Below are 25,029 nucleotides of genomic sequence, written 5' to 3' on the forward strand. Positions count from 1 at the left end.
GCCGCCGATCATGCCCACTATTCGATTCCAGCTCAACGGCGCGACGGTGGCGGTGGATGCCGATCCCGATCAAACGCTGCTCGACGTGCTGCGTGGCCAGCTCGGCACCACCAGTCCCCATTTCGGCTGCGGGGCCGGTGAATGCGGCGCCTGTTACGTGATGGTCGACAACCGCGCGATGGCGTCCTGCGACATGCCGATGTGGTCGGTGGCGGACAGGCAAATCGTCACACTGGAGGGCCTCGGCACGGCCGAACAACCGCATCCGCTGCAACGCGCCTTCATCGCCGAACAGGCGATGCAATGCGGCTATTGCGTCTCCGGGATCCTGATCAGCGCGGCAGCGCTGCTCAAGCGCATTCCATCGCCATCGGAAGCCGAGGTCAGGGCGGCGCTCGACCGCAATCTGTGCCGCTGTGGATCGCACAACCGCATGGTCCGCGCCGTGCTCCGGGCGGCATCGGAGATGGCGACGTCATGACGGTGCCGCCCCCTGCCCCGAAACTGCCGATTAGCCTCGCAGCCAATCCAAGACTGTCGTCGTGGGTGAAGTTCACCGGCGAAGGCCGCGTGGCGATCTCGCCCGGCAAGGTCGAGATCGGCCAGGGTATCATCACGGCGCTGGCGCAGATCGCGGCGGACGAGCTCGACGTCGAGATCGGCCGCATCGACATGATCCGCGCCTCGACGGCTGCGAGCCCGAATGAGGGTGTCACTTCCGGCAGCCTGTCGATCCAGCAGTCCGGCCGCGCACTGCGCCACGTCTGCTCTGAGGTGCGCCAGCGCTTCCTCGCGGCAGCATCCGAACGTCTTGGCGTCGATGCGGCGCTGCTCGGTGTCGAGGACGGCACGATCTCAGGTCCCGGCAATATCAGGACCAGCTACTGGGAGCTCGCTGGCGACGTCTCGCTGGATCGCGATGCGACCGCAGGCGCTTCGGCGAAGACTGCCGCCAAGCGCGCGGTCGCCGGGCATGCGATCCAGCGCGTCGACATTCCCGACAAAGTGTTCGCGCGGCCGCGGTTCATCCATGACTCCGCGTTGCCGGGGCTGGTGCATGGACGCGTGCTGCGGCCGGACGTCTCGGGTGCGCGGCTGATCGCGCTCGATGAAGCGGCCGTACGCGGCGTTTCCGGGCTCATCGGCATCGTCCGCGACGGCAGTTTTGCAGGCGTCGTGGCCGACAGTGAGGTCGCGGCGGAAGTCGCGCTGAAGGCCCTACGCAAGGATGCGACCTGGTCGGCCGGCGAGCCGCTTCCTGACGAAGACGATCTGGCTGGCTTCCTGAGAAGCCAGCCAGTCGAGACCACGGTCATCGACACCCGGGCAGCCGCCGCGACAGAGCAAGCTACACGCACGCTCCGCCGGCAATACACGCGGCCCTATATCGCGCATGGCTCGATCGCGCCGTCCTGCGCGATGGCGCGATGGGATGGCAACCGGGTCCATGTCTGGACGCACAGCCAGGGCGTCTATCTGCTCCGCGCCGATCTCGCGATCGTGCTCAAGCTGCCGACTGAGAACATCGTCGTTGAGCATATGGAGGGCGCTGGCTGCTACGGGCACAATGCGGCTGACGATGTCGCGCTCGATGCCGTGCTGCTCGCCAAGACCGCCAGCGGCCGACCAGTGCGGGTGCAATGGTCTCGCCATGACGAGATGTCACACGCGCCGTTTGGTGCCGCGATGGCCATCGAGATCGAGGCCGATCTCGACGCGGATAACGAGATCATTGGCTGGCGCCACGCGATCTGGAGCAACGGTCACGCGGCGCGGCCCGGGCGTGCGGCGCAGCCAGCGCTGCTGGCGGCAAGCGAGATCGCCAATCCCTTTCCGCGCATGATCTCGACGAATCCGCCCGCGGCCAATGGCGGCGGAGGAGACCGCAATTCCGTTCCGCTCTACGACTTCCCGGCCTGGACGATCACGAGCCATCGCCTCCTGACCATGCCGGTGCGCACCTCGGCGCTGCGAAGCCTCGGCGCGCAGGGCAATGTGTTCGCGATCGAATCTCTGCTCGACGAGATCGCCGCCTTGCGCGGCGAAGACCCGATCGCGTTTCGCCTGCGGCATCTCCGCGACGAGAGGGCACGCGAGGTCATCCGCGCAGCGGCGCGACGCGCGGCCTGGAAGCCCGAGCGGCGATCCGACATCGGCTACGGCGTCGGCTTTGCCCGCTACAAGAACACCGGCGCCTATTGCGCGGGGATCGCCGAGATCGAAGGCACCGACGAGATCCGCGTGAGACGGCTGACGCTTGCGGTCGATGTCGGCGAAGCCATCAATCCGGACGGCGTCATCAACCAGATCGAGGGCGGCGCGATCCAGGCGACGAGCTGGGTGCTGAAGGAGCGCGTCCGCTTCGATCCGTTGCGCATCACATCGACCTCGTGGACGGACTATCCGATCCTGACATTCAGCGAGGTGCCAATGGTCGATGTGGAGATCATCCAGCGGCCGGAGATCGAGCCGGTCGGGGCCGGCGAGGCCGCGCACGGCCCTGTGACGGCGGCCATCGCGAATGCGGTCCATGATTGCCTTGGCGTGCGCATACGCGACCTGCCGATCACACGCGACAAAATCATCGCAGCCATGGAGCTTGCATCGTGACCACAGTGAACATTTTGAGCGGCGGCGCGGCGCAAGGCCTGGTGCGCGGCCTTAACGAGGCCTTCAAGTCGCAGACCGGCTTCGGTATCGACGGCGAATTCGGCGCGGTCGGTGTGATGGCGGACAAGCTGCGCGCGGCCACGCCGGCGGATCTCGTGATCCTGACGCAGGCTCTGCTGGCAAAACTTGCCGCGGAGAAGCTTGTCGTCGCCTCCTCGATAGCCGATGTCGGCCGGGTCGAGACCGCGCTGGCGGTCCGCAGCCGCGATCCCAGGGTAACCGTGAACACGGAGGCCGATCTGCGCGAGGTCCTGCGCTCCGCGGACGCCATCTACGTTCCCGACACCAAGGCCTCGACCGCGGGCCAGCACGTCGCAAAAGTGCTGGATCAGCTCGGCATCGCCTATGAGGTCACGTCGCGGCTGAAGATCTTTCCGAACGGCGCAACAGCGATGCGCGAGCTGGCGGCGTCCACCGCGACGCGGCCGATCGGATGCACGCAGGCGACCGAGATCATCGCAACCGACGGCATCGCACTATCGGGTTCGCTGCCGCCGGGCTGCGAGCTGGTGACGATGTATACCGCCGGCGTGACCACGCAAGCGGCGCATCCGAACGAAGCCGCCGCGCTGATCGCACTGCTGACTGGCGCAGATCACAGGGACCTGCGCCGGCGCGTGGGCTTTGCCGGCTAGATGCGAACCTTATGTGTGCAGCTGGGTAAGGCCGGTCGGCGGACCGTCGACTCCGGTCCAGCCGCCATCGACGAACAGCGTGCTGCCGCTGACATAGCTCGCGGCGTCCGAGGCGAGATAGGCCACCGCCGTCGCGACCTCGTCGGCGCTGCTCCAGCGGTTGAACACGGTGTGGCCGGCGTAGAGATTGTAGATGTCGGGACGCTGCTTGAACGGGCTGGTCAGCGCGGTCTCGGCGATGCTCGGCGCGATCGCGTTAACGCGAACGCCGGAGAGGCCGACCTCGGAGGCAAAGCCCTTCACCAGCAGACCAATCGCGGCCTTGGTCGATCCATAGACGCCGAGGCCCGGCTCAATGGTCACCGCACGCACCGAGGAGCAGGCGATGATGCTGCCGCCCTTTTGCTCGACCATGATGCGGCCAAAGGCCTGGAAGAACCAGACCGTTCCCTTGACGTTGAGGTTCAGGACGCGGTCGAGATCCTCCTCGGTGTAGTCGAGGATGGTCTTGCGGATGTTGAGCCCGGGCGTGGTCACGGCGATGTCGAGCCGCGAAAACTTCTGCATCACGGTTTTGGCGAGCGCGTTGACGTCGGCAGCGCTCGCGGCATCGCATGCGGCCGCTTCGGCCCAACCGCCTTTGTCGCGAATGCCCGCGGCCGTCGCCTCTGCCGCGTCAAGCGCGCGATCGGCGCAGACGACGCGGGCGCCAAGCCCGGCCAGCGCCTCGGCCGACGATTTGCCGATGCCCGATGCGGCGCCGAGCACCACGGCCGTCTTGCCGGTGAGATCGAAGAGCTTGCGATAGTCAGTCACGGACAGATTCTCCCCGTTGCTGTGACGCAAACTATCGCAAGCGCGGTTCGCCGGCCAATGCCGGCGAACGCACGACTGCTATCCCTTATATCCCATCAGCAGACGGGGCAGCCACAGCGAGAAGGCCGGGACATAGGTCACGAACATCAGCGCCGCGATCAGGGCCGCGTAGAACGGCATGATGGTGCGCATCACCGCGCCGACCGAGATGCCGCCAATGGCGCAACCCACAAACTGCGTCGTGCCGACCGGCGGGGTGTTCAGCCCGAGGGCGCAGTTGATCAGCATCAGCATGCCGAACTGCACCGGATCCATGCCCGCCTTCATCGCGATCGGCAGGAAGATCGGGGTGCAGATCAGGATGGTCGCCGCCATGTCCATGAACGTGCCGAGCAAGAACAGGATGACGTTGATGAGCAGGAAGATCATCCAGGGCTGCGTCGAGACCTTGCTCATGAGGTCGCCAGCGAAGTCGGCGACCTCATAGAGGCCCATCAGATACTGGAACATGGTGGAGACGCCGATCAGCAGCAACACCACGCCCGTCGTCTTCACCGCCTTCGCTGCGGCGCGCAGGAAGTTCGACAAGGTCATGGTGCGGTAGATGAAGAACGTCAGCAGGATCGTATAGGTAACCGCGACGGCAGCGGACTCAGTTGCCGTGAAGACACCGGACAGGATGCCGGACAGAATGATGCCGACGATCAGAAGGCCGGGCAGCGCGGCTGTGAACGAGCGAAACACCTCGGCCCAGCCCGGGAACTTGCCGGCCGGATAGCCGCGCTTCACCGCCACCGCGTAGGCGGCGGCCAGCATGCACACCATCAGCACCATCGCCGGCAGGAGGCCGGCGGCGATCAGTGCGCCGATCGAGACCTTGCCGCCGGCGGCGAGCGCATAGATGATCATGTTGTGGCTGGTCGGCATCAGCGCTCCGACCAGCGAGGCATGGGTGGTGACATTGACGGCGTAGTCGGTGTCGAACCCTTCCTTTTTCATCATCGGGATCATCACCGCGCCCATCGCCGATACGTCGGCCACGGGCGAGCCGGAGACGCCGCCGAACAGCGTGCAGGCGACCACGTTCGACATGCCGAGCCCGCCGCGGATGTGGCCGACAAGATTCTTGGCAAGCTGCACGATCTTGTCGGCGACGCCGCCATGCAGCATCAGCTCACCGCTGAACACGAAGAACGGAATGGCCAGGAACGAGAAGATGTTCATCCCCGACATCATCTGCTGGAAGATGACGGCGACCGGCAGGCCTTCGTAAAGGATGGTGCAAATCGCCGACAGCCCGATCGCGAAGGCGACCGGTACGCCGAGGACAAGGAAGCCGAAGAAGGTGGCGCCGAGAATAATCAGTTCCATGAGGGGACGACCTCTTCGCCACGCAGGAGAGCAATGATGTGCTCGATTGAGAAGGAGACGATCAGAACGCCGGAGGCGATCAGTGGCACGTAACGTACGACCTCGGGAAGGCCGAGATTGGGGATCTTCACGGTTCCGACCGACGCGCCGAGGATCCAGCCGTTGTAGACCATCGCAACGCCGAAGATCGCCACCAGGACGTGGATCACGAACTCGATCTTCTCGCGTACATGATCCGGAAGCATCACCAGCAAGCTGTCCATGCCGATATGTCCGGCATCGCGTACGCCGACGGCGGCGCCGATCAGCGTGACGTAGAGGATCAGCACCAGTGCGAGATTCTCCGTCCAGGTCGGGCTGGAATTGAGCACGTAACGCCCGAACACCTGGTAGAACACGATGGTGACGATGACGAGCAGGCCGGTCACGGACAGATACATGCCGAGCCGGGCGATGACGGCATTGATCCGCGACAGCAAGCCGGTGGACGGTCGCCCTTCTACCTCCTGCTCGTGGCTTGCAACGTGAGGGTCTGTCATCATCGTCTCCTAGCAAGGGCCCGCTGCCGCCTCGCGGCGACGCCGGACCGAATGCGCTGTGGTGCTACTTCGTGGCCTGAATGCGCTTGACGAGGCTCTGCAGCTTGTCGTCACCGGCGAACTTGGCGTAGACCGGCTTCATCGCATCGACGAACTCCTGCTTGTTCGCGATCGTGACGACCTGAACGCCGGCTGCCTCGACGGTTTTGCGCGAAGCCTGCTCACGCTCGTCCCAGAGCTTGCGCATGACGGGCACCGATTCCTTGGCCGCCTTGCGGATCATCGCCTGATCCTCCTTGCTGAGCGTGTCCCAGACCTTCTTCGACATCACCAGGACTTCGGGCGCCAGCGAGTGCTCGGTGACGTTGTAGAACTTGGCGGCCTCGAAGTGGCGCGAGGACTCGTAGGAAGGCCAATTGTTCTCGGCGGCGTCCACCAGACCGGTCTTGAGGGCGGTGTAGACCTCGCCATACGGCATCGGCGTCGGGTTGGCGCCGAGGCTCTCGATCATGCCGACCCACAGATCAGACTGCTGGACGCGGATCTTCAGGCCCTTGACGTCTGCAAGCGACTTGATCGGTGCCTTGACGGTGTAAATCGAACGGGCGCCGCTGTCGTAATAGGCGAGGCCGATCAGGCCGGCCGGCTCCATGGCGGCCAGGATCTCGTCGCCAATCGGCCCGTCGAGAACGTTGCGCATATGCTGGGTGTCGCGGAACACGAAGGGCAGGCACAGCGCGACGGTCTCAGGCACGAAATTGTTGAGCGGCGATGAGTTGATCCGCATCATGTCGAGCGCGCCGATCTTGAGCTGCTCGATGGTGTCCTTCTCGGAGCCCAGAGCTCCGTTCGGAAATACCTTCACGCCAAGCTTGCCGCCGCTCGCTGTCGCAAGCTGCTTGCCCAAGAACTTGACGGCTTCGACGGTCGGATAGTCGGCCGGATGGACGTCGGCGGAGCGGAAATCGCGTGCGGTTGCGAGCGGCGCCGACACCGCCAATGCAGCGGCTGCGATGATACCGATTAATGTCTTCATCTGGGGTTTCCTCCTGAGTTGATTATGTCGTCGTTGGGCACGTGCTGCGGGCCGCCTTGGGTCGCTCCACTTCGGGTGTGAAGTCAAGCGCTGCAACTGCACCACCTTCGTAGGGTTGCGTAGCGGAGTCGAGGGGATTTGGCTCGTTGGTAGTGTCTGCCCGGGACAGTGCGACGCTCATCGCGCCCGCTCCTACGGGGGACCTGCGCGGCAAGTGCCGGCTCCCCGGCAATCGGGCCGCGTCACCGGCCAATGCCGGATGCGCGGTAGCGATGCTCATCGTATCCATGGACATTCCTCTGGTGTTGTGCTCGACCGCTATTGATTGCGGCTTGAGGTTCGGGCGAGACGATCGCCTCATCCTGTACGAACGCACCGCACCGGCGCGATATCGCCAGCGTCGTCCCTAGGGCGGGCGGCATTCTGAGTCCAAGCCAAATGCGGCATTGATCGATGCTGGAGTTGCATCGATCAACCACGCGGTGCCCCCGCGGACAATCGGCAGAAAGTTCAATTTTTCCGAATACAGACACGAGGGAGCGCTACGTGGGCAGAGCGCCCCACCGCGAGAAGCTCACTCGCCCTCGAGGCCACTCTCGGCGAGCGCGCGCAGCGCATCGGTATCAAGCACGACGATGGCGCCATGCTCGAGGCGCACCCAGTTGCGTCCGGACCATGCGCGCAATTGCTTGTTGATGCTCTCGCGCGTCATCCCCACCATCTCGCTGATCTCCTGCTGGGTAATCGCGAGTGTGCCGCTGCCCGAGTCGAACTTGCGCTCCTCGGTGAGGCCGAGCAGCGCGCTTGCCAACCGGCCCGGCAGATTCTGCAAGATCACCTGCTCGACCTGCTGGCTGGTCCAGCGCAGCCGCGCACAGAGCAGTTCGATGAATTTCATCGCGAGCGCCGGCTGACTCTTCACGAACGGCAGAAAGTCGCGGCGGTCGATGATGTAGAGTTCGCAATTGGTATTGGCGGTCGCGTCCGCCGACCGCGGTGCACCATCGAGCACGGCGATCTCGCCGAAGATTTCTCCGGGACCGATCAGATTGAGAATGGCGTTCCGGCCGTCGGGCGACGAGGAGGAAATCTTTACTGTTCCGGAGATCACCGCGAACAGATTGTTGCCGGGGTCGCCCTTGGCGGCGATGGTCGAGCCACGCTTGACCGTGGTGTGCTTGGCATAGCGGCAGAGCTGATCAAGCGCGTCCGGTTCCAGATCTGCGAAGATCGGGTGCTTGCGCAGGACTGAGAGTTTGTTGCCCGACGACTGTCGGGGGTCGCCGGTCTTGTCCTGAGGCACGCCGGGACTCCTAAGACTGCGAGGCATTGGAGTTCCTGCGTAGTCAGTGTTGCCGGGCTTTTCAACCGGAAAGCACAGGCACAGTTTTAGTCAAACGTCGTTAAAATGCCGCGGTCGCGTCATTAAAGCGCATCCGCAGGGTGCGTCGATGCATTTCCGACCATGCAGAGTTGCAGAGACGGCAAGTCTCAGCCGAACTCGTGGCACATCGGAACGGCGGGAATCGGCCGGGCGCCTCCGCGTGCCGCGGACGATTCAGGCCGCAGCCGGGGCCTCGACCCGTGCTCAGAGCTTCAGCCGGACGTCGCGGATATCAGGCTCCGTCGGATCCGGCTTGATCTCGAATCCGAGCTGCCGGCACATTTCGATCATCACAACGTTCTCCTTGAGCACGTCGCCCGAGATGGTCCTTAGCCTTTCCGACTTGGCGTAGTCGATGATCAGCTCCATCAGGGCCTATCGAGCCCCCTGCCCTTGAGAAACGCCCTAGTGCGACATCATCACCCAGCACGGTGGCTGGCCGATGACGGTCTTGGTCACGCCGCCCCAAACGACCTCATTCAGACGCGAATGGTGGTAGGCGCCCATGACGATGGCGTCGACGGCGTGGGACTGTGCCCAGCTCCCCAGCACCTTGCCGATCGAGCTGCCGCTTTCCTTCACGGTCTCGAAGGACGCATAGATCCCGTGTTCCCTGAGATGATCGACGAGGCTGGTGCCGGATTGCGTGATCGCGTCGTCTTTGTCATCTGCCGCCGTGATCACGCGCACCACAGCAGCGGCTTGCAGGATTGGCAATGCGTCGCCGACCGCACGCGCGGCGCGGGCCGAAGAGTCCCAGGCAATCACGACGCTCTCGAATTCCGGTCGCAGCGCCTCCACATGCTGCTCCGGACAAAGCAGCAGCGGCCGGCCGGATTGGAACAGGAAGGTCTCAACGATGTTTTCGGTTCGGCTGTCGTGCGGCTTCACTGGGATCAGGGTGAGGTCACTGAAGCGCGCATGTTCAGCCAGAGTCGATGCGATCTGGTCCGCCGGGACCCTCCCCGATCGGCTTTGGGCCCGAATGCCGGCACGCGAGGCCGCATTGGTGAATGCATTCAGGAGCTGCTGCATGTCGCCCACCTCGCGCACAACGCTGAGTTCGGCGGATTCCGGGTCATCAGGAAACATCACTTTCGGCCGAACAAAACCATCGTCCTCGAGCGCGAGCCCGGTCACCCTGGCACCGAGATCGGCCGCAACGGCTATGCACTTCTCGATCGCGGCCAACGTGGGGGCACGCGGCTCGCCAAAGAGCGGCAGAAACACGTCCTTGATAGGCATCGGATTCTCCTTGCCGGCCAAAATGGGCCGCCTTTGGTCCGGGCGCTTGATCCTCCTCAAGCCGGGAAAGCTCCGCATCGCCAACCGACGACAGGCCTTGACGGAAGTCAAGGACTGGTCGCCGTCCCGACTTAAGCGTTACCCTGGTTTGCGACCGGACCGCTTGGCGCCCTCATCTGCAATAAGCCGGCAGGGATGACAGACAATACTGCGACCCAGGAACGGATCTTCGCGACACTGACTGCACGTCCCGGCGTGAAGCGGATCGACACGCACGCGGCTTCAGTTTTCCTTGACGGGACGCGCGCGCTGAAGATCAAGCGGGCGGTCAAATATCCGTTTCTCGATTATTCGACACTCGAGAAACGCAAGGCAGCCTGTGAGGAGGAGGTCAGGATCAACCGGCCGCATGCGCCGCAGATCTATCATCGCGTCGTGGCCATTACAGAAGAGCCGGACGGATCAGTGAAGGTCGACGGCCGCGGCCGGCCGATCGAATATGCCGTCGACATGTCACGTTTCGACGAGAGCCGGACCCTGGATCATCTGGCGAAGGCCGGACAGTTCGATGCGGACTTTGCGTCGGCCGTCGCCGACGCGATCACAGCTTCGCATGCTGCGGCGACGCGCGCTGACGGCAAGCCCTGGACGTCCTCCATCCCCGCCCTGATCGACGGCAACAGCAATGGCCTGCGGAGCGGCAATCATTTCCCGGCCGCGGGGATAGAGCAGCTTGCACAAGTCTCGCACGCGGCATTCACGCGCGTCCGTCCCTTGCTTGAAGAACGCGGCCGCCAGGGTTTTGTGCGCCGCTGCCACGGCGATCTGCATCTTGCGAATATCGTGCTGATCGGGCAGCAGCCCGTGCTGTTCGACGCCATTGAGTTCGACGCGCAGATGGCGACTGTCGACGTGCTCTACGACCTCGCCTTCACCCTGATGGATCTGCTGCGCCACGATCAGCCGCTGGCAGCCAACACCGTTCTGAACCGGTATCTTGCCGCGACGCCGCTGGAAAACCTCGACGCCCTCGGCGCACTGCCGCTATTCATGTCGGTTCGCGCCGCGATCCGGGCCCAGGTGGCGCTCGCGCGGCTGAAGCCTCCGCATTCCGACGATGCCGGCATTCTCGACGAGGCGCGCCGCAATTTCGACCTTGCCCGGGCGCTGATCCAGCCTCCCGCGCCCCGTCTGATCGCGGTGGGTGGACTATCCGGCACCGGCAAGACAGTTTTAGCACGCGCGCTCGCGCCGACCGTCGCTCCGCAGCCGGGCGCCGTCGTGCTGCGCAGCGACGTCATTCGCAAGCAGATGTTTGGTGTCGCCGACACGGAGCGGCTGCCGCCATCCGCATACACGCCCGAGCTCGCAGCGCGGGTCTACGCGACGTTGGCTGAGCATGCCCGGCGTGTGCTGCCCCAAGGCCATTCCGCGATCGTCGATGGCGTGTTTGCCCGCGATGTCGAGCGAGACGCCTTCGCCACACTGGCTCGGGATTGTAACGTGCCTCTCACCGGCCTCTTCCTCGTCGCGGATCTGGCGACCCGGCAGGCCCGCATCGGCGGTCGCCGCGGCGACGCATCCGATGCGACGCAAGAGGTTGCGGCGTTGCAAGAGCACTATAATATCGGCCACATCGGTTGGACGACCATCGATGCATCCGGGACACCAGCGCAGACGCTCCAGAGCTGCCGGGACGCAATCGCTAAGGGCAGATAGGGCAATCTGATTGGCGCGGGCTAGGATAGCGCGACCCACCACAAACTCGACGGCGACCGCCCGCGCAAACTCGGCAGCGAGCCGCAATACGCTGCCCGGTCGCCTCAGCCCCGGCATGGCCTGCGACACCGCCTTTCGGATCATCGCCCGCCGTCACCTCGCCGCCGTCCTCGCCCAGCATGACGGGACCTGTCGTGGCGATCCGGAGGCGTTGCATCAGATACGAATCGCGCTGACCCATCTGCGGACCGCCATTCGCTTCTTTTCGCCCATGGTCGACGATGCGCTGCGTCCCAAAGTCTGGGCCGAGTTGAAATGGCTGAACAGCCAGCTTGGCATGGTGCGGGACCTCGACGTCGCCATCGAACGCGTCGTCGCCGAGACCGGCGACGAGCTCGCGGTGATCGCCGAGCTCCAGCACTGGGACGAGAAGCGGGCCGAAAGCCATCGCCTCTTGGCCCGCGCGCTGCAGTCGGCGCGATATCGTCGTCTGGTCGAACAGACATCGAGCTGGATCGAGAGCGGCCCCTGGTCGACCAGGCCCAGCAAGGAGGCCATCAGGCTGCGCCGCTGCCCGCTCGCCGACCACGCGACGGAGCAACTGACCGAATGGGAGAAGACGCTGCTCAGGAAGGCCAGGAAGCTGCGCAAGCTCGACGTCGAGAAACGGCACAAGCTGCGGATTCTCAACAAGCGACTGACCTATTCGATCGAGTCGCTGCCGGACTTGTTTGCTGACGACTCACTGACGAAGCAGAAGTCGATCCTCAAGCAATTGCGCAGGGCGCAAAAGTCGCTTGGACAGTTAAATGATGATGCGCGCGGTCAAACGCTGGCCGCGTCGTTGAACGAGGCCGTTCCCAAGGCCGGCATTCGCTTTCTCGACCCCAAGCGAGAAAAAAAGCTGTTGCGAACGGCATCGACGGCCTATCGCAAGCTCGACAAGGCCAAACCATTTCGCTCCTCCGACCTGACGCCGAATTCGGAGCCGAAGGACTAACTCTACGCTGGGTCGACACCATGTCCGACGTCTATCTGAACTCACCCGAGGACGACGATCTCACCAAGGCGAGCTGAGCGTAGTTCAGCGTGGAATGACGGCGGTGGCTTCGATCTCGACGCGCGCCGCTTTCTCGACAAGGCGGACGACCTGGACAAGCGCCATCGCCGGATAGTGCGCACCGAAGACGGTACGGTAGATCTTGCCGAGCTCCTTCAGGTTCGTCAGGTATTCGTCCATATCGACGACATACCAGGTCAGTCGCACGAGGTGCTCGGGCCGCGCGCCCGCCTCGGCAAGGATCTCCGCAATGTTGCTCAGGGTCTGGCGCACCTGCGCGACAAAGCCGTCCGCGAGACGCTCCTCGGCATCCCAGCCGATCACGCCTCCGGTGACGACGATACGCCCTTCGGCAGCCATGCCGTTGGCATAGCCCTTCGGCATCAGCCAGCCGGACGGCTGGAGCACCTGTGCCCCAGGGCTGGAGTCGTCCTCGGCGGCACCTGGCAGCACCGCGAGTTGTGGGCCTTTCGGCGTCATCACGGACAATTCTTGATCCTCATCTCACTCTGCCGCGACGCCCGAAGACGTCGCCGCCGCCTGCGCCAATTGCCGCAAAGCAAAGCGCTTCAATTTCCCGGTCTCGGTCTTCGGCAGTTGGGTCACGAACTCAATTGCGCGCGGATACTTGTACGGCGCGATCTCGCGTTTGACATGCTCCTGCAACTCGGCTGCGAGCTTTGCATCCGGCGTCACGCCGGGCGCGGCAATGACATAGGCCTTTACAATCATCCCGCGCGCCTCGTCCGGCGCACCGACGACACCACACTCGGCAACCGACGGATGCGTGAGCAGCGCTGCTTCCACATCCGTGCCCGCGATATTGTACCCGGATGACACGATCATGTCGTCGGAGCGCGACTGGTACCAGAAGTAGCCGTCGCTATCCATCAGATAGGTGTCGCCGGTGATGTTCCAGCCGTTCTGGACGTATTTCCGCTGCCGCTCGTCGGCGAGATAACGGCAGCCGGTCGGTCCTCGCACCGCGAGCTTCCCCATCATGCCCGGTGGCACGTCGTTGCCGTCATCATCGACGATCTTCGCCTCATAGCCGGGCACGGGCTTGCCGGTCGCGCCGGGACGAATTTCGTCCTCGGTCGCGCTGATGAAGATGTGCAGCAGCTCAGTCGAGCCAATCCCGTCCATCAGCTTGATGCCGGTGGCCTTCAGCCAGGCATCGAATGTCGGCTTGGGCAGCGTCTCGCCCGCGGAGACGCATTTTCGCAGAGAGGAAATGTCACGGCCCGGAAGCTTGCCGATCATGGCGCGATACGCGGTCGGCGCCGTAAAGCAGACGGTGGTCTTGTACTGCTCGACAGCTGAGAGGATATCATCAGGAGTCGTCTTCTCCAGCACGACGAAGGAAGCGCCGATGTGCATGGGGAACAGCACGCCGCCGAAGCCAAAAGTGAAGGCAAGCGGTGCCGAGCCGACGAAACGGTCTTTCTGCTCGGCCCGCAAAATGTTGCGCGCGTAGCCGTCACACACCGCCAGCATGTCCCGATGGAAATGCATGGTGCCCTTGGGATCGCCGGTCGTTCCCGACGTGAAGGCGATCAGGCAGATGTCGTCAGAGGCGGTGTCGACCGCCCCAAACTCCGGACTCGCATCCGCAATCAGCGCCTCGAGCGAGTCGGCCGCGCCATTGCCCCAATAGACCACGTGCTTGAGACACGGCGTAGCCAGCTTCGCCTTCTCCATCTCATCGGAGAGTTTTCCGTCGCAGAGCGCGAGCGTGATCTCCGCCTTCTGGATCGGATAGGACAGCTCTTTAGCGCGCAGCAACGGCATCGTCGCCACGCAAATGCCGCCGGCCTTGATCACCGCGAGATAGGTCGCAACCATCATTGGGCTGTTGGCGGAACGCAACAGCACGCGCCCACCGGTGACAAGACCAAGCTTGCCGACCAGCACGTTGGCGATGCGGTTCACCAGCGCCTGCAGTTCGCGATAGGTGTAGCTGACAGCGGGACTGATGACGCAAGGTGCGTCACCGTGCCCCTGCTCGACCCAGCGATCGAGGAAATAGCTGACGCAATTCAATCGTGATGGATAGCGCAGCTCTGGCCGCGTGAAGATGAACTCCGGCCAGAGCTCAGGGGGCGGCAGATGCTGCCGCGCGAATGTGTCGACATGGGCCGTCGCAGCGTTGCCGTTATGCGAGCCCGAGACTTGAACCTTGGCGGCGTTGGCCATCGCACGCTCCTTTGCGCATGGAAAGCACCCGGCAGCACTAACTCGGCAAACATTTTAGGCTTAAAACAATTTGGCGCAATAGCGGATTTTGGGCATCCCCTGCATTTTCGTGCGGCAAGATGGGATTGACGGGCGCGTCGGCCCTGCTTAGGGCCGGCGACGCGCCGCCGATTTCTGCGCCGACGCCTTGGTCTTGGCCAGCAACCGCATCAGCTCGCGCACGTCCTTTGGTGTAAGGTCGGCGAAGAGGTCGGCGATCCACGTTTCGTGTTCCGCAGCCATCCTGCGAAACTCGGCTCGGCCGAGTTTCGTGAGACGGATCACCTGGACGCGACGGTCGGTCTCCGAGGTGCGGCGGTCGAGATGACCGGATTCCACCAGGCGCTCGACGAGGCCCGTGACGTTGCCGTTGGACACCATCATGCGCTTGGAGACATCCGACAACGTCATGCCGTCGGGCGCCTTGTCGAGCTGCGCCATCAGATCAAACCGCGGCAGCGTGACGTCGAAGCGCTGCCGCAGCCGGCCGCGAACTTCTCCCTCGATCAAGGTCGTGCAGGTGAGCAGGCGCAACCACAGCCGAAGCTCTTCGGCATGGTCCTCCGGCGTTTCGACGGCCTTGGTCTCGGAATCGAGCATCTCGATGCAATCACTCACGGCCGGCATTCGCGCCGGCACGGATTCCCAACGTTTTGAGCTTCAAATAAATCGATGCCGACCGCAAGCCCAAAGCTGCAACAATCGACCGCACGCCAATTTCTTTAGGCTTCAAATAATTGGCGCGCCGCTTGCATGCACCGTTGCCCACACGATGGTGGCGCCTTGAGCTTGGCTTGCCGCGAGCGCCGTCATCGGCATAAGCTTGGATCGGTGTACGCGGCTTGCTGTGCAGGCCCGATCGACACGGGGGACGGATCATGAAGACGCAACTGACCTTGGCCGCAACTGCCTTGCTGCTCGGCACCGCGATGAGTCCTGCCCTCGCCCAGGAGAAGCTCAAGGTGGGCGTGATTGTAACCCTATCGGGGCCCGCCGCCGCGCTCGGCCAGCAAGTCCGCGACGGCTTTGCGCTCGCGGTGAAGGATCTCGGCGGCAAGATGGGTGGCCGCGATGTCGAGGTCGTCGTGGTCGACGACGAGTTGAAGCCCGACGTGGCGGTGACGAAGGTCAAGGGGCTACTCGAACGCGACAAGGTCGATTTCGTAGTCGGGCCGATCTTCTCCAACATCCTCCAGGCTATCCACCGGCCGGTCACGGAATCGAAGACCTTCCTGATCAGCCCCAATGCCGGCCCGTCGACATTTGCCGGCAAGGACTGCAACCCGTTCTTCTATGTGACGTCGTACCAGAACGATCAGGTCCACGAGATCCTCGGCAAGGTGGCGCAGGATCGCGGCTACAAGCGGATGTATCTCATGGTGCCGAACTATCAGGCCGGCAAGGACTCGGTCGCCGGCTTCAAGCTCGACTACAAGGGCGAGATCGTCGAAGAGTCCTACATGCCGCTCAACACGCTGGACTTCCAGCCGGAGCTTTCCAAGATTTCGTCGCAGAAGCCAGATGCACTATTCACGTTCATGCCGGGCGGCCTCGGCGTCAACTTGGTCAAGCAGTACAAGCAGGCCGGTCTCGCCGACAGCATTCCGGTGCTCTCGGCCTTCACGGTGGATGAATCGACCCTGCCGGCGCAGCAAGATGCGGCCGTCGGCATGTTCGGCGGCGCGAACTGGGCGCCCAATCTCGACAATCCCCAGAACAAGAAGTTCGTTGCCGCCTATGAGGCCGCCTACAGCGGCGTGCCCGGCACCTACGCCTTCCAGGCCTATGATGCCGCAATGCTGATTGACAGTGCGGTCAAGGGTGTGAAGGGCGACCTCTCCAACAAGGACGCCGTTGCTGCAGCCCTGAAGAAGGCGGACTTCACGTCGTTGCGTGGTTCGTTCAAGTTCAACACCAACGGCTATCCGATCCAGGATTTTTACCTGACCAAGGTCGCCAAGCGTCCGGACGGAAAATTCCAGACCGAGATCGTCCAGAAGGTTTTCGAGAATTACGGCGACCGCTATGCCAAGGACTGCAAGGCGAACTAAGGCGGCGCGGCGCGTTAAGGGAGGACTGCAATGAAGAGCGAAATCACCGGCATCACGCGGGCCAACGAGGGAATCCAGGGCATTTCCTGGAACATCCTTGGCCAGACCTATGTGCCGAAGAGCAACACCGAGAACAGCTTCTCCTGGCACGCCACGCTACCGCCGGGCACGTTCGTGCCGCCGCACATTCATCCGGATCAGGACGAATATCTCTACATGCTGGAGGGCAAGCTCGACTTCATGCTCGGCAATTCGGAAGCGCAGGCAACCCCCGGCGATCTGATCCGGCTCGGCATGGGCGTGCCGCACGGCATCTTCAACAAGTCGGACCAGACCGCAAAAGTGCTGTTCTGGGTCTCGCCGACCAAAAAGCTGTTCGACCTGTTCTGGGGCCTTCACAACATGAAGGAACAGAAGCCGGAGGATGTTGTGGCGATGGCCGCCGAGTTCAACATCCACTTCCTGCCGCCGCCTCCCGGCGCGGGCTAGCGGCATGACCCCGGAAAAGTGCGCAGCGGTTTTCCGAAAGGGTCGTGCTCAATCAAAATTGGAGGCCGATGATCATTCATCGGCCTTCAGCTCACATCAAGCGCGCACCGCCGCGAGTCCCGGCACCGCGGCGAATCCGGCCTTGGTGGCGTAGCCGCGCACGATCGCCTCGCGCTGAGAATAGCTCAGCACATTGTCGACATTGTCGAAACCGTCGGGCGCGAGCTGCTCGACGGCGTCGATGACGCCCTCGGGGCCGCCGCGGCGGTTGGAGCGGACGATGTCCGCCGTCATCGGCAAGCGCTTCTTCTCATATTCCATCAGCGCTTGACGCGGATGCTCGGCGCGCACCAGCGCGTCCGCAAGACAGCGCGCATCGAGGATCGCCTGCGAAGCGCCATTGGAGCCAACCGGATACATCGGATGTGCGGCATCACCGAGCAGGGTGACACGCCCGGACGACCAATAGGGCAACGGATCGCGATCACAGGTGGGATATTCGTAAAACTCCGGCGTCGCCGAAATCAGGCTCTTCACGTCGATATAGGGCACCGAGAAGCGCGCGACATGCGGCATCAGCTCCTCGCGCCGGCCCGGGCGTGACCAGTCTTCCTTCCGCGGCGGCGGCGCGTTGCCCTCGCCTACTTTCACCAGCACCGCCCAATTGGTGAGACGGCTAGCCGGGCTCGATCCCTCCGCGATCGGATAGATCACCACCTTGGCGTTGAGGCCACCCGCGACGATCATCGACTTGCCGGTGAGGAACAGCGGCCAGTCGCGCGCGCCGCGCCACAGCATCAGGCCGTTCCAGCACGGCGGCCCCTCGTTCGGGAACAGCGTGTCGCGGACACGCGAATGGATGCCATCGGCGCCAATCAGAATATCGCCGCGCGCGGTATGGACATGCGAACCAGTGCGATCGAAGAAGTAAGCGGTGACGCCGCCCTCGTCCTGCGTGAAGGCGCCAAGCCGGCAGCCGGTGTGGATTGCATCCACTCCAAGCCGCTCCTCGACGGCGCGATGGATGACGCCCTGGAGGCGGCCGCGATGGATCGAGAACTGCGGCACGTCGTGACCGGCGTCCACGCCGCGGGCTTCGCGCCAGACCTCCTGGCCATGGCGGTTGAGGTAGTAGAGCTGGTCGGTGCGGATTGCGACGTCGTCGAGCTTCTGCAGCAGGCCAAGGCTGGCAAGCTCACGCATGGCGTGCGGCAGCGTGTTGATACCGACGCCGAGCTCGCGGATCGTATCGGACTGCTCGAAAATCTCGCAGCCGATGCCGCGGGCCCGCAGCATCAATGCCGTCGTGAGACCACCGATACCGCCGCCCACGATAATCGCCTTCATCGCCCTTAACTCCACTCAATACACAGGCAACGAGGTTAACGTCGCACGGGCGGTCACTCCGCCGCAAGCGGCTTTGTCGCCTCCGCCTTGAGTTCAGCCCGGGTCTTGGGCTTAGCCTTAATTCTCAGCTCCTCGAGATCCTGTCGGTCGCGCACGCTGTTGCGGAAAATCTGATCTTTTCCGGGCAGGTATTGCGGCGGGCAGAACGCATCATTCGCCTCGTACCAGGCCGCCGCCTTCATGGTGAAGAATGGGTCGACCAGATGCGGCCGCCCGAGCGCGACGAGGTCAGCCCGGCCGGCGGCCAAAATGGTGTTGGCCTGGTCCGCGGTCGTGATGTTGCCGACGCACATGGTCGCCACACGCGCCTCATTGCGGACCTGGTCAGAGAACGGCGTCTGGAACATGCGGCCATAGACCGGCTGCCCATCGCGAACGGTCTGGCCCGTCGAGACGTCGACCAGATCGACACCGGCATCGGCGAACGCACGCGCAATGGCCACCGCATCATCGCCGATGATGCCGCCATCCGCCCAATCGGTCGCGGAAATGCGCACCGACATCGGCTTGTGCTTCGGCCACAAAGCCCGCAGGGCCTCAAATATCTCAAGCGGGAAGCGCAGCCGGTTTTCGAGCGAACCGCCATATTCGTCCGTACGGCTGTTCGTCAGCGGCGAGATGAAGCTCGCTAGCAGATAGCCGTGCGCGCAGTGCAATTCGAGCATGTCGAAGCCACAGCGCTCGCCGCGCTCGGCCGCCGCGACAAACGAATCTCTCACCGCATTCATGCCGGCGCGGTCAAGCTCGCGCGGCACCTGGCTGTCGGGAAAGTAAGGCAGCGGCGATGCCGAAACCACGTCCCAGCCGCCTTCGTCCAGCGGGCGGTCCATGCCGTCCCACATAAGTCTGGTCGCCCCCTTGCGGCCGGCGTGCCCGAGTTGCAGGCAGATTTTTGCAGCCGAGTTGCCGTGGACGAAATCCACGATGTGCCGCCACGCCGTCTCCTGCTCGTCATTCCACAATCCGGCGCAGCCGGGTGTGATCCGCGCGTCGCGGCTGACGCAGGTCATCTCGGTGAAGATCAGGCCGGCGCCACCGATTGCGCGCGAGCCGTAGTGCACGAGGTGGAAATCACCGGGGACGCCCTCCTTCGCCGAATACATGCACATCGGCGACATCACGGCACGATTGGCGATCTCCATCTCGCGCAAGCGGAACGGCTGGAACAGCGGTACCATCGGCTTGTCGGTGCTGACGTCGAAGCCTTTGCTGCGCACCTGCCTGGCGAATGACTTCTCGACTTCGGCGACGAAATCGGGCGCGCGGAGCTTCAGATTGTCATAGGTGATCGCCTTCGAGCGCGTCATTACGCCGAAAGCGAACTGCACGGGATCGAAATCCCAGAAGCGGTCGACATGCTCGAACCAGACCAGCGAGACGTCGGCCGCGTGCTGGGTCTTCTCGACCTCTTCGCGGCGGCCGTGCTCATAGACATCCAGTGCAGCTTTGATGTCGGGTGCCTTCGCCATGGCGTCAGCCAGCGCGATCGCATCTTCCATCGCGAGCTTGGTGCCCGAGCCGATCGAGAAATGCGCGGTCGCCTTGGCGTCCCCGAGCAGCACCATGTTGTCCTTGACCCAGCGCTTGCTGCGGACCATCGGGAAATTGCGCCACATCGAGCGGTTGGTGAGCAGCTTGTGCCCATCGAGGAACCAGCCGAAGATATCGGCCATCCGTGCAGCGGACTGGGTCTCATTCAGTCCCGACAGGCCCGCACGCTCGAAGGTCTCCGGATCGGTCTCGAAAATCCAGGTCGAGTGACCGGCTTCATATTGGTAGGCGTGGGCGATGAAAGGTCCCCACTCCGTCTCCTGAAAGATGAAGGTGAAGGCATCGAGCGGCCTGGTCGAGCCCATCCAGGCAAACTTGTTAGTGCGGAGGTCGACTTCCGGCTCGAAGTGATCGACGTGCTTCTCCCGGAAACGGCTGTTGATCCCGTCTGCAAGCAAAACAAGATCGGCATCGGCAAAGCGCGACTCGTCATCGATATCCACTTCGAAATGGAGGCTGACACCGAGCTCGCGCGCACGCTCCTGCAGGATCAGCAACAATTTTTGCCGCGAGCAGCCGCAAAAGCCGTTACCTCCGACCCGATGCACCGTGCCGCGAAAATGCACGGCGATATCGTCCCAATAGGCGAACTCCTGGGTGATGCGGCGGTAGCTCGGAAGATCGTGCTTTTCGAAATTGTCGAGCGTGGCATCCGAGAACACCACGCCGAAGCCGAAGGTGTCGTCGGCGCGGTTGCGTTCATAGACCGCGATATCGGCGCTTGGGCGCTGCTTCTTGAGCAGGATTGCAGCGTAAAGACCCGCAGGTCCGCCACCGATGATCGCGACTTTCATGGGAGCCTCGCCAATTCACCCGGCCACAAAAACTATTTTAAGCCTAAAATAATTTCTGGCAAGTCCCCATTCCAGGAAAGGGCCGCTCAGTCGCCCCTGAAGACCGGCTTGACCTTGTTGGCGAAGGCCTCGAAAGCGCGCTCGAAATCAGCCGTCGTCATGCACAGGGCTTGGGCAACGGCCTCCGCTTCGATCGCTTCCTCCACCGACATCGCCCATTCCATGGCCAGCATCCGCTTGGTCATGGTGTTGCCGAAGGTCGGCCCTTCCGCGACCTGCTTTGCCAGCAGCTGCGCCTGGGGCAGCACCTGCTCCGGCGTGACGATGCGGCTAAAGAAGCCCCAGCGCTCGCCCTCCTCCGCCGTCATGAACCGGCCGGTGTACAGAAGCTCGGAGGCGCGAGACTGGCCGATGATCCGCGGCAGGATCGCGCAGGCGCCCATGTCGCAGCCGCCAAGACCCACCTTGTTGAACAGGAACGCGACCTTGGCCCCACTCGCGGCAAGCCGCATGTCGGACGCCATGGCAATGATGGCGCCGGCGCCGGCGCAAATGCCCTCGACCGCAGCCACGATCGGCTGCGGGCAGGCCCGCATCGCCTTGACGAGATCGCCAGTCATCCGCGTGAACGCCGTCAGCCCCTTGGTGTCCATCTTCACCAGCGGGCCGATGATCTCGAACACGTCGCCGCCGGATGAGAAATTGCCGCCGGCACCGGTGACGACGATCGACTTGACCGCGTCGTCGAACGCGCATGCACGGAAGAAGTCGGTCAGCTCGCGGTAGCTCTCGAACGTCAGCGGATTCTTTCGTTCCGGACGGTTGAGCGTCACGGTAGCAACGCCGTCGACCGCGGCCAGCAGGAAGTGTTGCGGCGAATAGTCTGCGAGCGGCACGGTGACGGGATTGGCTGGTCTACTCATGAGATTTCCTTCCTTGTTCCGCGCGGTTAGATCTCGCCACCGGCAACGGCAATCGCCTGCCCCGTGATCGCACTGGCGTTCTCGCTGCACAACCAGAGCACGGCATTCGCCACTTCCTGCGGCGTGATCAGGCGCCCCTGCGGATTGTGCTTTGCGAGCTCGGCGATCGCCTGCTCACGGGTTCGCCCGGTCTTCTTCATGATGTTGTCGATGCTGCCGGCAACGAGATCAGTGTCGGTGAAGCCCGGGCAGACCGCGTTCACGGTTACGTTGCTGCCGGCCATTTCCAGCGCAAGCGAACGCACGAGACCGATCACAGCGTGTTTCGCCGCCGCATACGCGCTCACATAAGCATAACCCTTGAGCCCGGCCGTCGATGCAATCGCGACGATGCGCCCGTAGGGGCGATCCTTCATCCCGGGCAACACTGAGCTGATAGCATGGACAACGCCCATGAAATTGATCTCCATCATGCGCGAAAAAAGGGCGCTGTCCGATTTCGCAAACGGCGCGGATTCGGCGCTGCCGGCGTTGGCGATCAGGATATCGATCGGCTTTCGCGCATGCGCTGCGGCGATCGCTGCCCTTAGTGCAGCTTCGTCCGAGACGTCGGCAACCGCCGCATAATGTGCGGCGCCTGCGCTCACCGCCTCTTCGAGAGTAGCCGCGTTCCGCCCGAGCACCGTCACGGTGGCACCAGCGCCGACAAGGGACGCAGCGATCGCGCGGCCGATGCCGCGACCACCACCGGTCACCAGCGCGTGCGGCGAATGCGGCAATGCGGACATGCGCGGGCTCCCTCAAGGTCTGCTGTCGTTCCTCCGATATATTTTAACCTTCAAAGTTTTGCAACGAAAGCGCGGATCGAGGCCGCAAACGTGTGCGCGCGCGAGAGAGCGGCCTGAAAATTGCTTTAAGTATAAAATTATCTCTTCCCATCCCCCACAGGCCTGTTAGCATCACCGGGCAAAGCAAAAGGATGTCGCGTGTCGCAGCCTGCGCCAATGATAACAAGGGACGGACGCTTCGCCTATGAAGCTGCGGGCGATCCGGGTGCGATGCCCCTGATTTTCCTGCATGGCATTGGCGGCGCGGCGCGGGCCTGGGGGCAGCAGCTTGCCACATTCAGCAATCGTTTCCGCGCGATCGCGTGGGACATGCCGGGCTATGGCGGATCAGTGCCACTCGCCAGCGTCAGCATCGCTGCCCTGGCCGATGCACTCCAGCAATTCATCGAGCAGATCGGGGCGGCAAGCCCCATTCTGGTCGGGCATTCGATCGGCGGCATGATCGTCCAGAAATGGCTGGTGCAATCGCCGAAACGGGCGCGTGCGGTCGTCCTCGCGCAAACCAGCCCGGCCTTTGGCAAGTCTGACGGCGACTGGCAAAAATCGTTCATCGCGGCACGCCTGGGTCCACTCGATCGCGGCGAGACCATGAAATCGCTGGCACCGTCCCTCGTGAAAGAGCTCGTCGGCGACGATCCTGATCCCAAGGGCATGGAGCTTGCGCGCGAGTGCATGGGGAGTGTGCCCGAAGCGAGCTATCGCGCAATGGTGCTGGCGTTGATCGGGTTCGACCAACGCAGCACGCTCAAGGACATTTTCGTGCCGACGCTGCTGCTGTCTGGTTCCAAAGACAACAACGCGCCTGCGCCAATGATGGCAAGAACGGCATCCTATATTCCCGCGGCCGAATATGTCGAACTCCCCGGCGTCGGCCATCTCGCAAACCTTGAGCGGCCTGGTGCCTTCGACAAGGCTCTCGGCAGCTTCGTCGATTCCGTCGCTGCAAAACACGGATGACTGCGCCATGACCATGCAAGTCAGCAAGACCATTGGCACGAGCGACAAGGTCGCGTTGGACGCGCCAATCTTCGATCCCGTCGCGTTCCGCTTGAGCGACGAACAAGCCGGGATCGTCGCGCGGGCGCGCGAGATCGGCCAAAGCGTGTTCGCGGGTCGTGCGGCCACCTACGATCGCGAGGCGGTCTTCCCGACCGAGAATTATCGCGACCTGCACCGCGTCGGCTTGCTCGGCATCGCCGTGCCGAAGAAGCACGGCGGGCTGGGAGCGAACTACCAGACCTACGCCCTGGCAGCGGCGGAGATCGGCCGCTATTGCGGCGCGACCGCGCTGACCTGGAACATGCATGTCTGTTCGACGCTGTGGTCGGGGCCTTTGGCTGATGATCTCGACATGGATGCGGAGACCCGCGCGGAACACGAAAAGCGCCGGGCCGTCCACTACAAGCGCATCGTCGAGGACGGTGCGATCTATTCGCAACCTTTTTCCGAGGGCGGCGCGGCGGCCGCGGGTGGCGTTGCCTTCGGCACGCAAGCAAAGCCTGTCGAAGGCGGCTGGATCGTCAACGGCAAGAAGATCTTTGCATCGCTGTCCGGCCACGCCGACTATTACGGCGTGCTCTGCACGGAGATCGAGGAAGGCGAAAAGGCCTCGCGCCGCAATACGCTTTACCTCGCGATCCCAGCGAAATCGCAAGGCGTTTCCGTCGTCGGCGACTGGGATCCGCTCGGTATGCGCGGCACAGTCTCGCGAACGCTGCTGTTCAAGGACGTCTTCGTGCCGGAAGATTCTGCGCTAATGCCGCGCGGCGTCTACTTTCAGGCGGCGATGCGCTGGCCGCATATGTTCCTGACGCTGTCGCCCACCTATATGGGGCTCGCGCAAGCCTCTTACGATTTCACGGTGCGCTATTTGCGCGGCGAGGTGCCGGGCATGCCTCCGGTCAAGCGCCGGATGTACCCGACCAAGCAGATCGCGGTCGCGCAGATGCAAATCAAGCTGGAGCAGATCAAGGCGATCTGGTTCCAGGCCGTTACCGATGCGCGCGCTAATCCGAGCAAGGAGCAGGTGCTGCGGGCCTACGCCGCGCAATATTCGGTGATGGAAGGCGCCAATGAGCTCGCCACGCTCGCGATCCGCACCTGCGGGGGACAGGCGATGCTCCGCTCGCTGCCGCTGGAGCGCATCTATCGCGACAGCCGCTGCGGCTCGCTGATGCTGCCCTGGACGGCCGAGCTCTGCCTCGACCGAATCGGTCGCGAGGCGCTGTACGAGGCAAGCGAAACGGACGACTGACG

Annotated in this window: 22 protein-coding genes and 1 pseudogene; 9 read left to right on the top strand and 14 right to left on the bottom strand. The window is 63.4% G+C overall.

Going from position 1 to position 25,029, the window contains the following annotated elements:
* Window positions 1-10 precede the first annotated feature (10 nt).
* The 3 genes from ABIC09_RS23155 to ABIC09_RS23165 are packed head-to-tail and all read left to right on the top strand — an operon-like array spanning window position 11 to window position 3,305.
* On the top strand, window positions 11-481 hold the full coding sequence (locus ABIC09_RS23155) for a (2Fe-2S)-binding protein (protein ID WP_354110671.1): 471 nt from the start codon (window positions 11-13) through the stop codon (window positions 479-481).
* Entirely contained in the window at window positions 478-2,610 is a 2,133-nt protein-coding gene (locus tag ABIC09_RS23160) for a xanthine dehydrogenase family protein molybdopterin-binding subunit (RefSeq protein WP_354110672.1), read from the top strand. Before ABIC09_RS23155 ends, ABIC09_RS23160 begins: the two co-directional genes overlap by 4 nt.
* Window positions 2,607-3,305: a molybdate ABC transporter substrate-binding protein gene (locus ABIC09_RS23165; RefSeq protein ID WP_354110673.1), complete on the top strand. Its 699-nt coding sequence runs from the start codon at window positions 2,607-2,609 to the stop codon at window positions 3,303-3,305. Before ABIC09_RS23160 ends, ABIC09_RS23165 begins: the two co-directional genes overlap by 4 nt.
* A gap of 9 nt (window positions 3,306-3,314) precedes the next feature.
* Here ABIC09_RS23165 and ABIC09_RS23170 read toward each other — a convergent pair whose 3' ends face one another.
* From ABIC09_RS23170 to ABIC09_RS23200, 7 genes and pseudogenes are all read right to left on the bottom strand, one after another.
* The gene (locus ABIC09_RS23170; protein WP_354037468.1) at window positions 3,315-4,121 is read right to left on the bottom strand and encodes an SDR family NAD(P)-dependent oxidoreductase; all 807 of its coding nucleotides are present in this window, start codon (window positions 4,119-4,121) and stop codon (window positions 3,315-3,317) included.
* Between the two features lie 78 nt (window positions 4,122-4,199).
* Window positions 4,200-5,492, bottom strand: a complete 1,293-nt coding sequence (locus tag ABIC09_RS23175) for a TRAP transporter large permease (protein WP_354037467.1) — start codon at window positions 5,490-5,492, stop codon at window positions 4,200-4,202.
* The gene (locus tag ABIC09_RS23180) at window positions 5,483-6,031 is read right to left on the bottom strand and encodes a TRAP transporter small permease (RefSeq protein ID WP_148751186.1); all 549 of its coding nucleotides are present in this window, start codon (window positions 6,029-6,031) and stop codon (window positions 5,483-5,485) included. The genes ABIC09_RS23175 and ABIC09_RS23180 overlap by 10 nt, the downstream gene beginning before the upstream one ends.
* 64 nt (window positions 6,032-6,095) lie before the next feature.
* Window positions 6,096-7,067 (bottom strand): TRAP transporter substrate-binding protein, encoded by a 972-nt coding sequence (locus ABIC09_RS23185; RefSeq protein WP_148751185.1) that lies wholly within the window; start codon window positions 7,065-7,067, stop codon window positions 6,096-6,098.
* Between the two features lie 574 nt (window positions 7,068-7,641).
* The gene (locus ABIC09_RS23190; protein ID WP_148751183.1) at window positions 7,642-8,370 is read right to left on the bottom strand and encodes a Crp/Fnr family transcriptional regulator; all 729 of its coding nucleotides are present in this window, start codon (window positions 8,368-8,370) and stop codon (window positions 7,642-7,644) included.
* A gap of 285 nt (window positions 8,371-8,655) precedes the next feature.
* A pseudogene (locus ABIC09_RS23195) lies at window positions 8,656-8,858 on the bottom strand (hypothetical protein); the annotation flags it as partial.
* Window positions 8,857-9,696: a universal stress protein gene (locus ABIC09_RS23200; protein ID WP_354110714.1), complete on the bottom strand. Its 840-nt coding sequence runs from the start codon at window positions 9,694-9,696 to the stop codon at window positions 8,857-8,859. The pseudogene ABIC09_RS23195 and the gene ABIC09_RS23200, both read right to left, overlap by 2 nt.
* Window positions 9,697-9,891: 195 nt before the next feature.
* Here ABIC09_RS23200 and ABIC09_RS23205 point away from each other — a divergent pair, with 195 nt between their 5' ends.
* A complete protein-coding gene (locus ABIC09_RS23205; protein WP_354110675.1) occupies window positions 9,892-11,415 on the top strand; it encodes a bifunctional aminoglycoside phosphotransferase/ATP-binding protein in 1,524 nt (507 codons plus the stop codon).
* 25 nt (window positions 11,416-11,440) lie between these two features.
* A complete protein-coding gene (locus ABIC09_RS23210) occupies window positions 11,441-12,415 on the top strand; it encodes a CHAD domain-containing protein (RefSeq protein WP_354110715.1) in 975 nt (324 codons plus the stop codon).
* An 84-nt stretch (window positions 12,416-12,499) separates the two neighbouring features.
* Here ABIC09_RS23210 and ABIC09_RS23215 read toward each other — a convergent pair whose 3' ends face one another.
* From ABIC09_RS23215 to ABIC09_RS23225, 3 genes are all read right to left on the bottom strand, one after another.
* A complete protein-coding gene (locus ABIC09_RS23215; protein ID WP_502917696.1) occupies window positions 12,500-12,958 on the bottom strand; it encodes a RidA family protein in 459 nt (152 codons plus the stop codon).
* A gap of 21 nt (window positions 12,959-12,979) precedes the next feature.
* Entirely contained in the window at window positions 12,980-14,671 is a 1,692-nt protein-coding gene (locus ABIC09_RS23220; RefSeq protein ID WP_354110677.1) for a benzoate-CoA ligase family protein, read from the bottom strand.
* Between the two features lie 147 nt (window positions 14,672-14,818).
* Entirely contained in the window at window positions 14,819-15,337 is a 519-nt protein-coding gene (locus tag ABIC09_RS23225; protein WP_027531946.1) for a MarR family winged helix-turn-helix transcriptional regulator, read from the bottom strand.
* Window positions 15,338-15,588: 251 nt separating this feature from the next.
* Between ABIC09_RS23225 and ABIC09_RS23230 the strand changes: the two genes are divergently transcribed.
* Window positions 15,589-16,761 (top strand): ABC transporter substrate-binding protein, encoded by a 1,173-nt coding sequence (locus ABIC09_RS23230; protein WP_354110678.1) that lies wholly within the window; start codon window positions 15,589-15,591, stop codon window positions 16,759-16,761.
* A 30-nt stretch (window positions 16,762-16,791) separates the two neighbouring features.
* A complete protein-coding gene (locus tag ABIC09_RS23235; RefSeq protein WP_148752669.1) occupies window positions 16,792-17,250 on the top strand; it encodes a cupin domain-containing protein in 459 nt (152 codons plus the stop codon).
* Between the two features lie 96 nt (window positions 17,251-17,346).
* Here the strand turns inward: ABIC09_RS23235 and ABIC09_RS23240 are convergent, their stop codons facing one another.
* The 4 genes from ABIC09_RS23240 to ABIC09_RS23255 form a co-directional block, all read right to left on the bottom strand.
* Window positions 17,347-18,597 carry a flavin-dependent oxidoreductase gene (locus tag ABIC09_RS23240; protein ID WP_354083194.1) on the bottom strand — a complete coding sequence of 417 codons (1,251 nt, stop codon included), beginning with the start codon at window positions 18,595-18,597 and terminating at the stop codon, window positions 17,347-17,349.
* A 53-nt stretch (window positions 18,598-18,650) separates the two neighbouring features.
* Entirely contained in the window at window positions 18,651-21,002 is a 2,352-nt protein-coding gene (locus ABIC09_RS23245) for a bifunctional salicylyl-CoA 5-hydroxylase/oxidoreductase (RefSeq protein ID WP_354110679.1), read from the bottom strand.
* A gap of 86 nt (window positions 21,003-21,088) precedes the next feature.
* Entirely contained in the window at window positions 21,089-21,925 is an 837-nt protein-coding gene (locus ABIC09_RS23250) for an enoyl-CoA hydratase family protein (RefSeq protein WP_354110680.1), read from the bottom strand.
* A gap of 26 nt (window positions 21,926-21,951) precedes the next feature.
* Window positions 21,952-22,713 carry an SDR family NAD(P)-dependent oxidoreductase gene (locus ABIC09_RS23255; RefSeq protein ID WP_354110681.1) on the bottom strand — a complete coding sequence of 254 codons (762 nt, stop codon included), beginning with the start codon at window positions 22,711-22,713 and terminating at the stop codon, window positions 21,952-21,954.
* Window positions 22,714-22,911: 198 nt separating this feature from the next.
* Here ABIC09_RS23255 and ABIC09_RS23260 point away from each other — a divergent pair, with 198 nt between their 5' ends.
* Window positions 22,912-23,730 (top strand): alpha/beta fold hydrolase, encoded by an 819-nt coding sequence (locus tag ABIC09_RS23260; protein ID WP_502917697.1) that lies wholly within the window; start codon window positions 22,912-22,914, stop codon window positions 23,728-23,730.
* A gap of 7 nt (window positions 23,731-23,737) precedes the next feature.
* Window positions 23,738-25,027 (top strand): acyl-CoA dehydrogenase family protein, encoded by a 1,290-nt coding sequence (locus ABIC09_RS23265; RefSeq protein ID WP_148752675.1) that lies wholly within the window; start codon window positions 23,738-23,740, stop codon window positions 25,025-25,027.
* The last annotated feature ends 2 nt before the right edge of the window (window positions 25,028-25,029 follow it).

This window comes from Bradyrhizobium sp. S3.12.5, from assembly GCF_040548225.1.
In the GTDB taxonomy this organism is placed as follows: domain Bacteria; phylum Pseudomonadota; class Alphaproteobacteria; order Rhizobiales; family Xanthobacteraceae; genus Bradyrhizobium; species Bradyrhizobium cytisi.